Below are 13,785 nucleotides of genomic sequence, written 5' to 3'. Positions count from 1 at the left end.
GCGCCGCGTCTCAACTCAGCCGGGTGGTGGCATAGGCCTCGATGGCGTCACGCTGGTACGCGGCCAGGCCAGGAACGATGGCCTCGTACGCGGCGCGCCACGTCTCGTTGTCGACGATGGAGCGTCCGATGGCCCGGTACTCCTCGGTGGAGACAGCGCGCAGTTCGGTCAGTGCCCGGTACTGGGCGTCGATTTCGGTCTGGACCGGGTCGGCGCCGGCCGGATGCCCGGCGGCCATGAGTTCAGCCAACCGGATCATCTGCGCGGTGCGCTCACGGTGCGCGGTGTCGGCATCGGCCTGGCTCATCGTGACGGCGCGTCGTGCGGCCTCTTCTGCGAGTTCGGGGAAGTCGCGCATGTTGTCCTCGTACTGGGAGGGCGTCACGCCCTCGAAGAGGTTCTCCGGTCGGTTGATGGTCATGTGGTTGCCGTCCTTCCTGGACTGCTCCAGTTCGGCGATCGTGCGGGAAACGGTGCCGGCCAGTACGTTGAGTCGGTCCCGTTCCGCGAGTAGGCGCTGGTGGTGGCCCCGCAGGGCATCCACCTCGTCGGCCTGCTCAGACAGGATTCGGCCGGTCTCCGGCAGCCCGACGCCACCACCGGCTCCTCCCGAACGATCAACAAACCCGGCCACCATCCCAGCCCGGAGACCACTCACTCAACTTGACAGTGCCCGCCGATGGCATCGAAGCCTCAGCGGGCCGGCTCGACACCCGGCTCCTCGACCGGAGCGGAGATCGGGCCCGGGTCCTCGGTGTCGGTGTCGAACGGCGGCGACTTTTCGGTCCACTTCATCGACGTGACCGTCGTGTAGCTCTGCAGCTCGCCCTTGCTCACCCCGTCACCGCTCCGGGTGACCACCGTCTCGGTGCCGAGCGGCATGCCCGTGGACTTGTCGAAGATCAGGCGGATTTCAACGGGCCCGTGGGGGCTGGGGAGCGCGACGGCGTAGCCGGTACGGCCGGTGTGGTCCTTGACGTCGCCGAGGGAGCGCACGCCGGGTTCGGCGGCGAGGAGGCGGTAGGCGGCGGCGCGCAGGGCCGGGGTGGACGGGAGGGTCGTGGCGAGTCGGACGGCTGTGTCGACGACGATCCCGTCGAGGATTTTCTTGGGGGCGTTGTAGTCCTTGTCGACCAGGGTGAACAGGCGCTTGCGGAGGGCTTGTTCATCGGTGGGGAGCATGGCCAGGACGCGGAGCGGGATGTCGCCCATCGGGACGATGTCCCCGGTTCCGCCGGGGGCGTCGTGCTGGATCTCGCCCTTGCCGGCATAGGTGAGGGTCTCCCCCTCCAGGTTCCACGACGTGGGGGAACCGTCCGCCTTCCACGCCGCCTCGTCGGCCTTCGTGGCCGGACGTGCCCCCAGGTCCAGGGACTGCGACCACTGCTTGTTCTCGGCGGCGGCCGTCCAGTACCGGTGCTCGGTGCGGGCGGCGACGGTGTAGCGCTTGCCCGGGACCTTGCGGAGGGAACCGATGTGTTCCTCCACGTACCAGTACGTGCCGGAACCGGCCGGCTGCTGCTCGACGTGGGAGGCGGCAGCGAGAAGGATCTGGCTGCCGGAGCCCGATGTCGCGGAGGGGGCGGGTCCTGGCTTCTCCGGCACGGTGTCGGTGATCACCACAGCCGCCACCGCCGCCGCGGTGGCCAGGGCGAGACCCGGGACGAGAGAGCGGCCCGCCCTCCGCGGCCGGGCGGTGGCGCGAGCCGTGCGCATCGCGCGCGGACGGCTCGTGAACGTTGCGAGCTCCTCTTCCCGGACCGCCGACGGCGTGGGACGGTCGGGGTCGAGGTGGGCGGGGCGGGCGGCTGTCAGACGGTGCAGGATGTCGTTCTTCACCGGGCTTCCTTTCCTACGGCGATCCGGACTCGGGTGGACACACGCCGCACGTCTGCGGTCTCCTCCGTGGGTGGGGAGACCGACGCGGCCTGGGTGAGACGTCTGCGCGCCCGGTGCAGACGGACCCGCAGGGTGATGGGCGAGCAGCCGACCACCGCGGCCGCCTGTGCGGGGGTCAGGCCCTGCCACCCGGAGAGGATCAGCAGTTCCCGATCGTCCTCCGGCAGCGTGGCCAGCGCGTTGAGCAGCGCGTTGCGCTCGGACACCTCCTCGGCGATGTCCGCCTCGGCGGGTTCCGTCCAGGAGCGCAGCTCGGCGGCGAACGACGCGCGCCTGGCCTCCGCCCGGATGTTGTCCCGCAGGATGTTGCGGGCGACCGCGAGCAGCCATGGCAGCGGCGGCTCGGGGACCTCGTCCAGCTTGCGCCAGGCGACGGTGAACGCTTCGTTCACCACCTCATCGGCGACCTGTCGTCCCGCACGACTGACCACGTAGGCCCACACGCGTTGCCGACAGCCGTCGTAGATGGCGGTGAAACGATCCGCGTCGTGATCGGGCACTGCCGCACCTCCTGTCCCTTCTGGTGTGCTCTGTCGTTGGGTAGTGGGCCGAACGGGCTGATCGTTACAGCGGTATGCCAGGAAATACGCCCGAGAGACGAGGCGTACGTCACATCAAGGTCCTCAGTCGCGCCCGACGTCCTCGCCGGAACAGTCGAAAACATCGATAACTCCTCCGGAGGGCGCTGTCACGTTGTTGGGTGTGTGAGTGCCTGACGGCGATTCGGGGCGTGGCGGGGGTCGGGTTTCGGGCCGGTGCTCAGGCTGCGGCGGGCTGGCCGGCGGCGCCGGTGTTCTGGTCCCAGATGGCGAAGCGGACAGTCATCTCGGCTCGGTTTTCGGGGGCGGTCATCAGGTGTCGGCGGGGTCGAAAGTGGGGTGAGATGCCGCTGAGCGCGGACAGGAACCGCTGGGCCGCGCCGACGCTACGGAAGCCTTTCATCGCGCGTTCGCGTTGCCGGGTGGGCTGGTGGCTGTTCTCGGCCCGGTTGTTCAGGCCCTTGTGGGGGCGGTGCTCGACCGAGGGCATGACCTCGCGGTGGGCTGCGTGGTAGGAGCGGAGCTTGTCCGTGACAATCACTCGTGGCACCGCGCTCGTCTTCTTCATCAGCCTGCGGAAGAAGCGCCGGGCGGCGGCCTTGTCCCGGCGGCTCTGCACGAGGATGTCGAGCACGTTGCCGTCCTGGTCGACAGCCCGCCACAGGTACTTCCGCTCCCCGTTGACCTTTACGAAGACCTCATACAGGTGCCACTTGTCCCCCGGTCGGGGTCGGCGGTGGCGTAGCCCGTCGGCGTAGCCCTGGCCGAACTTCAGACACCAGCGCCGGCCAGTCTCGTGGGAGACGATGACGCCGCGCTGGAGCATCAGCTCCTCCACCTCACGGAAGCTGAGCGGGAAGCGGAAATACAGCCACACGCAGTGGGAGATCACCTTGAGGGTTTTCCAACCTCACGCTGTCGCGTGGTGAAGGACGAGGACGGCCTTCACCACGTCGGTGATRCGGTTSGTGCTGCAGCGGAGCTRCCGTAGGAGTCGCCAMCCCTTCAYYGTGGCCATGGCCTGCTCGCCGAGGCAMCGYATCTTGGCGTGCGTGCTGTTGTGCCGGCGCTGCCATCGCTTGAGGCGACGGCCTCGGAAGGGCACCCGGACCGGGCAGCCGGCACCTTGGTATGCCTTGTCCGCCCAGCATCTGAGTTCGGCAGTGGCGAGAGCTTCGACGATCCCGTGAGTGCGGGCCGCAGTCAGGTCGTGGGTGGAGCCGGGCAGCGCGGGCGAAGCCCACAGCAGGCGGCCGAACGGGTCAGTGAGGACCTGGACGTTCATGCCGTGACGTTTGTGTTTGCCGGAGTAGTACGGGGTGTCGGCGGCGATTCGGTCGATCGGCAGCAGGGTGCCGTCGAGGATCACAAAGGCCAGCCGGCTCGCGGTCCGCATGACCTGGGCCAGGCTGGGCGCGAGCGCGGCCAGGACCTCTATCGCCTCGCGGACATAGCGGTAGACCGTCGCGATCCCGATGCCGAACCCGGCGGCAAGCTGGGCGTAGGTGTCACCGCAGCGCAGATGCGCCAGAACCAGGAGGGCCTGGCGGCCCGGCGTGACGCGCCGCCACCGGGTGCCGATCTCACGACGGCGCGCAGCCAGGTGTCCGGCGAGGTGGCGCAGATGGTCACTGGACAGATCGATCGCCGATGGGTAGACAAGCACGCGAAGCTCCTGGTCGGCACGGGTGATCTTGGTCGTGAACCCGTCTACCAGGAGCTTCACCGCTTCGTACAACCCGCCAACCACCTGCCCACACCGTCAGGTTGGAAAGGGCTCACTGTGATTCGTTCGTTGGAGTAGGAGCCCAACTGTGTCCCTGCGGCATCGCCACGAGTACGCCGTAGACCTTCCTCGTGGCCTCCCGAACGGCTTCGAAATACCGGCCAAGGAGTTCCCCGCTGCCCTCAGGCAGCGAGTGCGCACCGCTTCCGGCCCAGATCCACCAGGTTTCGAGCCGGTGTAGTCGTTAAGAGACGTAAAGACGCCGGTTCCTCGCGTACTCCTCTCCATCCCGCTTGCCGGACCCGCACCATCTGGCAGTACTGGCACGTCCCGGCTTTGTCAGGGCTGCTCCCGCCCTCCCCGTCATCACCCGGATCAGGCTGCCCTCAGCTCCGCTTCCCTGCTACGACAGGTCGGCGGTGAAGGTCTCTCACCTCCACACGAATCACAGCGCCTCACGGCGCAACTCGAAGACGATCCAGGCCCCAGAGGCCGCCGCGAGCCTTTTACCCGGGGCCACACCTCCTTCTTCCACAGCTCCACCGCGTGCTCGTCACGCTCCAGTGCTCTGCGGGCAGGCGCCTGCCAGGACGAGCCGTGCCGCTTCAGCAGCCGCCACACCGTCGCCACCGACAGGCTCACTCGCAGACGACGGCGGATCACCACCTGGACCCGGACCAGGGTCCAGCGTTCGTCTTCGAAGCCGTACGTCGCCGGGCCTTTGCCGAGTTCCTCCTCCAGGACGGCGAACTGGGCATCGGTGACGGTCGGTGAGTTCGCCGGACCCGCGGAACGCAGGCCCCCCATGCCGCCCTCGCGCCAGGCACGACGCCAGCGTTCCACCGACCGCACGCTCACTCGCAAGTCCTTCGCGATCACCGAGGTCTTCTCACCCGCAGCGAACCGCTGCCCGGCCTGAAGCCGGATCTCCTCACGAAACGCCCGCCGCTCAACGGTCAGGCCCCCACCCTCCGAATACCTCACCCCACCGGCATACCGCAGGGATCATGAACCGTCACCACCCGACGACAACACGAAAACCTCAGTAGGAGGTGGCAGCGGCGGCACAACAGCTCTCACGCCAAGATRCGKTGCCTCGGCGAGCAGGCCATGGCCACTTTGAAGGGKTGGCGACTCCTACGGYAGCTCCGCTGCAGCACSAACCGYATCACCGACGTGGTGAAGGCCGTTCTCGTCCTTCACCACGCGACAGCGTGAGGTTGGAAAACCCTCAGTGGCCCTTGGTGACCTGGGCAGGGATGACGGGAAGCGGGCCGATGTCCTTGGACTCCAGAGCGAAGGCGAGCCTCACTTCGGGGACATCCATGGCCTCGCCGTTGGTGCTGTCGATCCATATGTGGAGCTCATTGGTGCCGGTACGGGCGGAGTCGATCTCCGTCCGCACCGTTCCCCTGCCGTCCCTGCCTCCCGTGTCGAAGGACGGCGTCAGATTGACCGGGCGTGCGGCTGGGAGAGCGGTTTGTGCAGTGGAGCTGCGGACCGCTTCCTTTTCGGCACGTGCCGGCTCGGTCGAGGTCAGTGCGGTCGTCACGGCCAACAGCGCCACAGCGACTCCCACTTCCGCCAGCACAAACCGGCGCAGCCCGGACCGGTCGGGGTCGGCGTCGCGGATCCGCTTCTTCTCGACGGTGGCCATGGCTGCCCTCTGCCGGGCAAGCTGGGCCGCCCGCACGGGGTCCTCGGTGGCAGGCGGCGGTGGGACCAGGGCGGCCTCCTCGAACTCCACCTCGGCCTCTGCCCCGGCTTCCTCTCTCTCCGCGTCGGCTCCGCTCGTGACCAGTCGTGCGGTCCAGCGGCGCGATGTCCAGGCAATGCCGACCAGGACGGCGACGAGACCCACCTTCACGAGCAGCAGTTGCCCGTACGTAGTGCCGGTCAGCGCGGACCAGGTGCCGGTCTGGCGCCAGGACTGGTAGATCCCGGTGGCGGTGAGCACGAGCACGCTGCCGAACGCGACACGGGAGAAGCGCCGTAGCGCCGATACCTCGATGTCCGGCGTCCGGTACAGCGCGACCAGCAGAGCTGTCAGCCCGCCCAGCCAGGCCGCGACGGCCAGCAGGTGGAGCATGTCGACCGGGATGGCGACGCCCGGCTGGATCCCGGCCGAGGCATATTCGGCGAGCGCCCAGGTCCCGGCGGTCCCCACAGCGATCACGGTGCCGGCGATGGCCAGTCCGACGGTGAGGTTTTTCTTCTCGCGTCCGTCCTCGTGCTTCGCGAACGCCCCGAACAGCACGGCGATGAAGAGTGCGGAAGCGCCGAGCAGCAGCAGCCGGAAGACGAGCGCCGCCCCGGGCCTGGTGTCGAGCACGGCCTTCAGGCCGTCGAGGTCGAAGGCGTCCGCGAGGTCCCCGGAGCCGGTGTACGGGTAGCGGAGAAGGAGCATGGCCAGGGTGGCCACGGTGAGGGTCATCCAGCCGCGTATGACCAGGCGTTGCAGCGGGCGTGTGCCCGCCCCTCGCTGCCAGCAGGCCATTATGAAGGCCGCGCCTCCGGCCAGCAGGATGAAACCGGCGTACGCGGCATAGCGCGCGATGCCGTAGAGGGCGCCGACGAGGCCGCCCCCCGCCGCGTCGGCCGGTAGGGCGACGGTGGTCCCGGAGGGGGCTCCTATGGAGAAGGTGAAGGCGCCCGAGATGGGGTGGCTGTCCGCCGAGATGGCCTGCCAGGCGACGGTGTACGTGCCGTCGGGCAGCCCGGTGCGGAGCGGGACGCTGTAGTTCATGGTGGAGCCGCACTGCAGATTACGCGGTGCGGCGCCGGTGTCGGCGGGCTCGCGGGGGGAGTCAAGCGCGGGCTCGCAGGGGAACCAACCGGCGTGGCCAACCCTCGGGGAATTCTCCGCGACGACGTGGTCCACGGATTTTTGATCGGGCCCCTGGCCGGACTCCTGGCCGGGCTCCTGGGCGGACTCACAGGCGCACTCGTGGGCGGACTCAGCAACGGGCTCGCGGACGGATCCCCGAGCACAGGGGAACCCATGCTCGAAATCATGAGCGGCGGACTCGTGATCGGACTCGCGGCCGGATGCACAGTTGGGCTTGCGGTCGGGCTCGCCAGCGGGTTCGCCAGCGCGGCGCGGAGATACACGGTGTTCTTGCTGTGCTCACGCGGCAAGCTCCCTTTCCGCCTCGGTGTCTTCCTCGACTGGGCCGTCACTGCCGGTCTCCTTCGCTACAACGGGCCCAGCTACCAGTTCCGCCACCGCGAACTCCAACAATGGCTCAGCCAGCACCCTCACCCCTGAAATCCGGCACCGGACATACACACCGGCGCAGCCCCGTACTCCCGGACTGTCGAAGCATTGTTCGCTCTGCCGCCGGGCGTAGCGGAGTTGGTTCGGAGGATGTCGGAGCCCTGGAGTGGCTGCGGTCCACCGTTGGTTGACGTGCGCTGCATGTTCAGGAGGCAGCGGGAAGGGGCTTTGTGAGGCGGTCCAGCCGCTCGTAGAGGGCCCGGGCGAGGCGGGCGCGGTTCTGGGCGCAGTGGGCGGTGCCCTTGGGTGGTACGGACAGGCGGCGGTCGGCTTCTTGGAGGACGATTTCGGCGAGGGCTCCGGGGCCGTCGTTTTTGGGCAGGGTGGCGGCGTGGCGGCGGACGTCGTCGGCCACGGCGCGGGCGTGTCCGGCGAGCTGGAGGGCGAGCTGTTCGTAGTCGTGGGGTTCGAGGTCGGGGTCCTTCCAGGCGAGGACGGCGGTGACGAGTGCTTCGTGCGGGGCTCGGTCCAGGGGGAGTTCGGCCTCGAGCCGGCCGTCGGGGTCGTGGAGCACGACGTAGGTGTCGCTCATCGGGTGCCCGCCGGGTCGTCGTCCTGGTCGTGGTCGCCGGTGGTGGCGTCCGGGGCCTGGGCGGCGAGGAAGCGGGCGTAGCCGCGTACGGCGCGCTCCAGCAGCGCGGGTGAAGGCCGGCCGAAGTCGGGCCGCTGGAGGCCGGGTCCGTCGGGTGCGGGGCCGGCGGGTGTGGGTGCGCTCATGGGCACCGTCTCCGTTGCTGGGGTGCGTTGGTGTCGTTCGACGCTGCGGAGGCCGCGCGTCGTACGGGTGGGCGATACCCGGGCCTCGGTCCGGTCCCGCTCGGGCGGCACTATGCCTGGCTGGTCTCGAACCGGCTGATCCGTTCACCGGAGACGGTGAAGGACCAACGAGTGTGCATCGCGCCCCAGGTGGAATTGGTGTAGGTGGCGATCAGCGTGCGGCCGTCGGCGGAGACCGATTCGACGTCCATGCGGCCGTTGGACGAGAAGATCTCCTTCTCCGCCCAGAGAGACAGGGCACGGTCGGTGTCGTCGTCGGACATGGTGGCGTCCGGGGTCAGGAGCGCGTGGAAGGCATCCCTGTCGCCGGCGTTCACGGCGGCGACGAACGCGGCCACGGTGAGGTCACTGAGCTGCGCGGACATTGCACATCTCCTCATGGAAGCGGTTAGGAGGGGTGGGATGGCACTCCTGTACGACCGGTACATCTGGGGCTCGTGCCAGGGCTCCCAGCGTGCTGCGGACACCATGAGGCCGTGCTCCGCAGCACGGGAGGCAAGGGGGGCAGGTCAGCGGGTGGTGTAGCCACCGTTGAGGAAGATCGTCTGGCCGTTGGCCCACCAGCCGTCGGTCAGCAGGTGCCGCACCCAGGGCACGATGTCCTCGACCTTCGTCAGGTCGCCGTTCATCGCCGATGACTTGTGGTAGGCGACGGAGTCGTCGTCCTCGGCAGGGTAGAAGAACGAGGTGTCCATCGGTCCGGGGGCGATGTTGTTGACCGAGATGTTCCGGCCGAACAGTTCCTTGGACAGGGCTCGGGTGAAGTGCTCCACCGGCGCCTTGCTTCCCGCGTAGGAGGAGTACAGGCCGGTGTAGGCGGCCAGCAGCGAGGTCAGGATGGTGATGATCTTCCCGCCGTCCTCGATGCGGCGGGCGGCCTCGCGCATCACGAAGAACGCGGCCTTGGAGTTGACCGCGAACATCTGGTCGTACTCCTCTTCCGTGATCTCGGTCAGCGGCTTCTTCAGCACCATGCCGGCGGTGTTGATGCTGTAATCCAGCTTCCCGAACCGGTTCACGACCTCGTCGAAGACCCGCTCCACCTCGGCAACCTTCGTCAGGTCCGCCTGGATCGCGAACGCCTCACCGGGTCCGGCGTTGATCTGCGCGACGACGTCCTCGGCCTTCGCGCGGGATGAGTCGCTGTTGTAGTGCACGGCAACCAGCGCGCCCTCGGCGCCCAGGGTCGTACTGATCAACCCGCCGAGGTTGCGGGAGGCACCGCCGACGAAGGCGACCTTGCCGTTGAGCGTCTTGTCCCGGGCGTTCACCATGACGGCTTCCTTGCGTGAGGGGTGGTTGGACGGAACACGGGCACCGGCGCACCGGCGCACCACGCAGTACCCACTGTCGCCGGAGACGGCGCCTGGGCTCTTGAACGACCCGACCGTCCCTTGAACAAACCGCTCACCGGTCGGCCCGACCCGCCGGACGCGTCCACCCGGCGGCAGGGCGCACCGAGGACCGGTCGGGCCGAAGCCGTAGCGGGAGCGCGGGCCGGCGGCGGTGCGGGTGGTCCGGGAGGCACTGGCCGGCCTGGTGGGTTCAGCCCCGCGTGTGCCCGTTGCGCAGCAGGCCCGGGGTGGTGCCGGTGTGGCGCCGCATCATCCGCGTCAGGTGGCTCTGATCGGCGAAGCCGTGCTCCACGGCAATGTCCGCGATCGGCCGGTTCGTGTTCAGCAGGGCCTGGCGTGCCCGCTCCAGCCGCAGCTGCATCACGTACTGGTGCGGGGACTCCCGATGCCCTGAACGCCCGGGTGAAATGGGAGGCGCTGACCCCGGCCACCGTGGCGAGATCTTCCAGGCCGATACGGGAGGACAGGTTCGCGTGGATGAAGTCCAGGACCTCGGCCAGCCGCCGGGGCGGCAGCCCGCCCTCGCGCGCATCGCGGCCCCCGGCACCACCGCACACTCGCATGATCACGGCCGCCGCTGCCTGCACGAGCGACTCCGCGTAGAGCCCATCGGGCACGCCGGGACGCTCGAACTCCGCTACCAGCCGCTCGACCAGCATCTTCAGCAGCGGATCGGTGAAGTGGAACCGCGGCTCCAGCTCGAACCGGCCCGCCGCACCGTCTTCCGCGGCCAGCTTCTCCAGCCAGGCCGGCTCCAGAGCCAGCAGCAGCAGCTCGACGTCATCCTGCCAGCGCGGCCGCGACGCCCACCCCGCCGGGTTGACCAGTGCCTCCCCTGCATGGAACCGCTCCCGGCGGGCCGCACCGTCCGCCGACCAGCTCAGGCTTGCCGAACGCCCGGTATGGACCACCAGAACGTGCCGGGACGGTCCGATCGGCGGCGGCACACTGTCCGCGACACCCACCGCGCGTTCAACGGCTCGTTCCACCACGGCATGTTCCAGCCGGTCACCGCTACCCGACAGGCACCGCAGATGAGGCTTGATGCGCGAATCACTCACACCCCACATCGTCACCCGCTCACACCCGCTACGCCAAACACGACCGGGCCCGCCCACCCATATGAGGACGTGGACGAGAACCCGGCCACGAGGCGCATTCCACGGCCCGGTAAGCCGTCACCGGCAACCGGCCGGGCGACGCCGGGGCTTCAGATGAGGGACGCTCCGCGGCCGCCGAAGAACTCGGCGAACTCGGTGGAGGGCAGGCTCGCGGTGCGGGCCTGTTCCGCGGGGCCGGCCACTACGACCAGGCACGAACGGATCTGGAAAGCGGCCAGGCCCGAGACCTCGGCACCGGATGGCTTACCGCTGCCGCGTAAGGATGTACCGCTCACCCGAATCCGGCTCGCCGATCCAGGTAAAGACCGTCGGGTGTTCCTCCGTACCGCCGATGTCCCAGCCGAAGGACAGGCTCTCGCAGTCCGCGATGCTGAGCTCGAGCGGCCGACCGACACCCTCGTTCTCGGTCAGCTGCCATTTCCCGGTGCGGTTGCAGGCACCGGACTGCTCACCCGTGGCCTCGTACTCGTTGACGCCCTTCGCCGTCACCGTGCCGTCCGCCTCGAAGCGGAGGCTTCCGCCGTCGCCGTCCGTCCAGGTGCCGACCATGTCGGCTTCAGTGAGCCGGGGCGGTTCGTAGATCTTGAGGATCCCCGAGCTGTACGCCGCGACCCCGATCGCAAGCGTCACCGCGAGCAGCCCCAGACCGCCCAGCGCCACACCCCCGAGCACCCGCCATCGGGCCCCGGGCTTTCCGGGGTTCCCCGCTGCCCGGGCGCACAGGGTCGCGGGTGCCAGCCCGACGATGAGGCTGAGGGCAAGGACGGGATAAACGAGCAGGCCGCCGAAGCCGGCCAGGAGCATGCAGGAGCCGATGAGCAGCGCCAGGGCGACGGCAACGACCGCCACAGTGGCCAGGGTGAGCTGCCAGCTGTCGCGCCGACCCGTACGGCGGGCCACCGCACGCTCGAGAAGGACGAGGGGAAGCACCGCCATCGCCGAACCGGCCAGCCCTGCGATCATCGAAATGACTGCCAGCAGCACGAGCGCGAACATGGTGCCGAACAGCCATCCGAGGCCGCCTTCGCCTCCGTGGGACTCGGACTGCAAGATGTGCAGGAAGGCGACCAGCGCGGCGATCACGGTCTCAGCCCCGATTGCCACAGCCCCGACGGTGAACACCGCAGCGTTCCCGCCGTCCGGAGGCCGCACGGGCATGAACCCCTGCGGCGGCACGCCCGGATTCCCAGGAGTCTCCGGCGGTGTCAGCCCCCATGTCGGCGGCGTGGTCTGCGTCATGCGTCCTCCCCGTGTCCAGGCACATCATGCACCTAGGCACACCGGTGCGATCAGGGGGGGGCAAAGCTCTCACTCCCCGCGATCGAGCAGCAACCCCGGCAGGAGGTCCGGACACACCAAGAAAGGTGCCCCACCACCAGCGACTTCCGTCACGGGACGAGGCACCTTTCGTCGGTGCTTCTCCAGTGCACCTGATGAGGCAGCGGCACATACACGTCCGAGCCGTCATCGATCGGCTTCGTGGGGTACATCGCGCGGATCGCGTCCAGGTCGAGTTCCAGCGTGGCGCACGGCTCTGCCTTGGCGGTGTTCAGTTCGTCGCGCAGGGCGGCAGCGAGACGGCCGCCTTCGCCGCCCTGGTCCGCGATGTCGTCTAGCACGGCGAGGAAGACCCGTTGGTGGATCACGTCCGTCGTTTCGGTTCGGTCAGGCTCGTACGCGATGGGAGGCCCGTCCTGCTTCGCGTCCCGTGCGGGCAGGAGGCCGAGGTCGCGGCACTCGTTGAGCAGCCGGGTCACGCTGGCCTTCGAGGAGGGCGCGGGGCCGGACCTACCGGCCACCGACCGCAGTACAACATGGAACGCGGCGGCACGGGGCGCGGCACGCTGCAGAGTCCGGCGGGCGCGGCTGCGGCCGGGCAGCAGGATAGGGACGTCGGCGGGTCGGGGGCGGGGACGGCCAGCCGTCGGCCGTCGCGCAGCGGGAGCAGCAGGACAGCACGGGGCCCGGCGACAAGAAGGCAAGGCCGGCACGGCGACACGGCGGCGGCCCGGCACAGGTTCCGGGTTCCGGTCCTGTGTCCTGGCGGGCACGGCGGAGGCTGAGCGACGGGCGCAGCAGCCCTGCGGCAAGGGTGAACTGTGTACCCGGACACGGGCGTTACACCCCGGCACGGTCCGGGGCGGGGCGGTCGACAGACAGGGCGGGCGGCGCAGGGCCGCAGCCAGGCCGTCGACCACGACACAGCCCGGCGGCGGCCCCACGCGGTAAGGCGGGGCCGCGGAGTAGGTAGTCGACGACGCGGAGCGGTGAGGCACCGGCCCGGCGGGGCGGGGCAGTCGACGGTCCTGTACGAACTCCGCCGCAGCGGCGGGGCGGCTGCGCGGCAGCGGCCAGGCCGTCGACGCGGCATGGACCCGGGGCCCGGGGCCGGGCCAACCGGCCACCGACCGCAGTACAGCACGGGGCATGGAACGGCACAGCAGCAGGACGGGTGGTCGACGACGCGGAACGGCAAGCCCGCGGGTGACAAACAAGGCGGGCAGCACGGAGCGGGCCGGGAGCACGACCCACACGGCCGGGCCCCGCCGGCCAGCGGCCCCGCGGCCCCGCGGCAAGAGCGAACTGTGTACCTGGACACAGGCGTTACACCCCGGACGCGGGCCGGCTGGCCAGGCGCTGCGACGGGCCAGGCCGCGGTACAGCACGGGGCGCGGAACGGTGGGGCGGTCGATGGCCCTGCATACCCCGGGCCCGGCTCTGCCCCGGCACCGGCCCGGAGGGCGGGCGGGGAAGGAGGCCGACGGCGCGGAGCGGTGAGGCGGTGGGCCGGGGCGGGCGGTCGACGGTTCTGTGCAGACCTCCGGCCCCGGACCCGCCGCAGGGCCCCGGCGGGCGCGACCCACGACCGGGCCGTCGATGCGGCAGGAACCCGGGACGCGGGGCCGTCGACCGCGGTACGGCGGCGGGCCCGGCCGCGGCCGGGCCATCGGCACGAGGGGAACCCGGGGCGCGGATTCCCCTCGCATCGACGAACTCGGCCACATGGAACTCGACCGCCACGGCGCCGTCGGCCTCCTTCCCCGCCCGCCCTCCGGGCCGGTGCCGGGGCAGAGCCGGGCCCGGGGTATGC

14 protein-coding genes and 2 pseudogenes are annotated in these 13,785 nt (G+C 69.8%); 2 read left to right on the top strand and 14 right to left on the bottom strand.

What is annotated here, in order from left to right:
* Positions 1–10: 10 nt before the first annotated feature.
* The 6 genes and pseudogenes from EAO76_RS40490 to EAO76_RS40465 form a co-directional block, all read right to left on the bottom strand.
* Positions 11–595, bottom strand: a pseudogene (locus tag EAO76_RS40490) (TipAS antibiotic-recognition domain-containing protein); the annotation flags it as partial.
* Positions 596–693: 98 nt separating this feature from the next.
* Positions 694–1,839, bottom strand: coding sequence for a CU044_5270 family protein (locus EAO76_RS40485; protein WP_148841243.1), 1,146 nt, complete (start codon positions 1,837–1,839; stop codon positions 694–696).
* A complete protein-coding gene (locus tag EAO76_RS40480; protein WP_148841242.1) occupies positions 1,836–2,399 on the bottom strand; it encodes an RNA polymerase sigma factor in 564 nt (187 codons plus the stop codon). The genes EAO76_RS40485 and EAO76_RS40480 overlap by 4 nt, the downstream gene beginning before the upstream one ends.
* Positions 2,400–2,658: 259 nt before the next feature.
* On the bottom strand, positions 2,659–3,330 hold the full coding sequence (locus EAO76_RS40475; protein ID WP_148841241.1) for an IS6 family transposase: 672 nt from the start codon (positions 3,328–3,330) through the stop codon (positions 2,659–2,661).
* 18 nt (positions 3,331–3,348) lie between these two features.
* Positions 3,349–4,104, bottom strand: coding sequence for a transposase family protein (locus EAO76_RS40470; protein WP_148841244.1), 756 nt, complete (start codon positions 4,102–4,104; stop codon positions 3,349–3,351).
* Positions 4,105–4,539: 435 nt separating this feature from the next.
* Complete coding sequence (locus EAO76_RS40465) at positions 4,540–5,148, bottom strand: winged helix-turn-helix domain-containing protein (protein WP_262376164.1); 609 nt, start codon at positions 5,146–5,148, stop codon at positions 4,540–4,542.
* 60 nt (positions 5,149–5,208) lie between these two features.
* Here EAO76_RS40465 and EAO76_RS40460 point away from each other — a divergent pair.
* Positions 5,209–5,382: pseudogene (locus tag EAO76_RS40460) on the top strand (transposase family protein); the annotation flags it as partial.
* Between the two features lie 13 nt (positions 5,383–5,395).
* Here EAO76_RS40460 and EAO76_RS40455 read toward each other — a convergent pair.
* Complete coding sequence (locus EAO76_RS40455; RefSeq protein ID WP_148841240.1) at positions 5,396–6,910, bottom strand: CopD family protein; 1,515 nt, start codon at positions 6,908–6,910, stop codon at positions 5,396–5,398.
* Positions 6,911–7,165: 255 nt separating this feature from the next.
* Between EAO76_RS40455 and EAO76_RS40450 the strand changes: the two genes are divergently transcribed.
* On the top strand, positions 7,166–7,432 hold the full coding sequence (locus tag EAO76_RS40450) for a hypothetical protein (protein WP_148841239.1): 267 nt from the start codon (positions 7,166–7,168) through the stop codon (positions 7,430–7,432).
* Positions 7,433–7,586: 154 nt separating this feature from the next.
* On the opposite strand, the gene EAO76_RS40445 is transcribed toward EAO76_RS40450, so the two are convergent.
* The 7 genes from EAO76_RS40445 to EAO76_RS40415 form a co-directional block, all read right to left on the bottom strand.
* Positions 7,587–7,973: a DUF6415 family natural product biosynthesis protein gene (locus EAO76_RS40445; RefSeq protein ID WP_148841238.1), complete on the bottom strand. Its 387-nt coding sequence runs from the start codon at positions 7,971–7,973 to the stop codon at positions 7,587–7,589.
* Positions 7,970–8,158: a hypothetical protein gene (locus tag EAO76_RS40440; protein WP_148841237.1), complete on the bottom strand. Its 189-nt coding sequence runs from the start codon at positions 8,156–8,158 to the stop codon at positions 7,970–7,972. The genes EAO76_RS40445 and EAO76_RS40440 overlap by 4 nt, the downstream gene beginning before the upstream one ends.
* 110 nt (positions 8,159–8,268) lie before the next feature.
* The gene (locus EAO76_RS40435; protein ID WP_148841236.1) at positions 8,269–8,583 is read right to left on the bottom strand and encodes a nuclear transport factor 2 family protein; all 315 of its coding nucleotides are present in this window, start codon (positions 8,581–8,583) and stop codon (positions 8,269–8,271) included.
* A gap of 144 nt (positions 8,584–8,727) precedes the next feature.
* Positions 8,728–9,492, bottom strand: coding sequence for an SDR family oxidoreductase (locus EAO76_RS40430; protein ID WP_148841235.1), 765 nt, complete (start codon positions 9,490–9,492; stop codon positions 8,728–8,730).
* Between the two features lie 271 nt (positions 9,493–9,763).
* A complete protein-coding gene (locus tag EAO76_RS47025; protein ID WP_262376163.1) occupies positions 9,764–9,934 on the bottom strand; it encodes a helix-turn-helix domain-containing protein in 171 nt (56 codons plus the stop codon).
* A gap of 1,003 nt (positions 9,935–10,937) precedes the next feature.
* Entirely contained in the window at positions 10,938–11,798 is an 861-nt protein-coding gene (locus tag EAO76_RS40420; RefSeq protein ID WP_148841234.1) for a hypothetical protein, read from the bottom strand.
* Between the two features lie 284 nt (positions 11,799–12,082).
* Positions 12,083–12,493, bottom strand: a complete 411-nt coding sequence (locus tag EAO76_RS40415; protein ID WP_148841233.1) for a hypothetical protein — start codon at positions 12,491–12,493, stop codon at positions 12,083–12,085.
* Positions 12,494–13,785 lie beyond the last annotated feature (1,292 nt).

The organism is Streptomyces sp. sk2.1, from assembly GCF_008120935.1.
Classification (GTDB): domain Bacteria; phylum Actinomycetota; class Actinomycetes; order Streptomycetales; family Streptomycetaceae; genus Streptomyces.
This window is presented reverse-complemented; position numbering and strand designations above follow the sequence as displayed.

Coding starts and splice junctions, on each gene's coding strand:
- EAO76_RS40430 (WP_148841235.1), bottom strand. CDS start 9,492: ATGGTGAACGCCCGGGACAAGACGCTCAACGGCAAGGTCGCCTTCGTC.
- EAO76_RS40445 (WP_148841238.1), bottom strand. CDS start 7,973: ATGAGCGACACCTACGTCGTGCTCCACGACCCCGACGGCCGGCTCGAG.
- EAO76_RS40450 (WP_148841239.1), top strand. CDS start 7,166: ATGCTCGAAATCATGAGCGGCGGACTCGTGATCGGACTCGCGGCCGGA.
- EAO76_RS40455 (WP_148841240.1), bottom strand. CDS start 6,910: ATGAACTACAGCGTCCCGCTCCGCACCGGGCTGCCCGACGGCACGTAC.
- EAO76_RS40440 (WP_148841237.1), bottom strand. CDS start 8,158: ATGAGCGCACCCACACCCGCCGGCCCCGCACCCGACGGACCCGGCCTC.
- EAO76_RS40435 (WP_148841236.1), bottom strand. CDS start 8,583: ATGTCCGCGCAGCTCAGTGACCTCACCGTGGCCGCGTTCGTCGCCGCC.
- EAO76_RS47025 (WP_262376163.1), bottom strand. CDS start 9,934: ATGCAGCTGCGGCTGGAGCGGGCACGCCAGGCCCTGCTGAACACGAAC.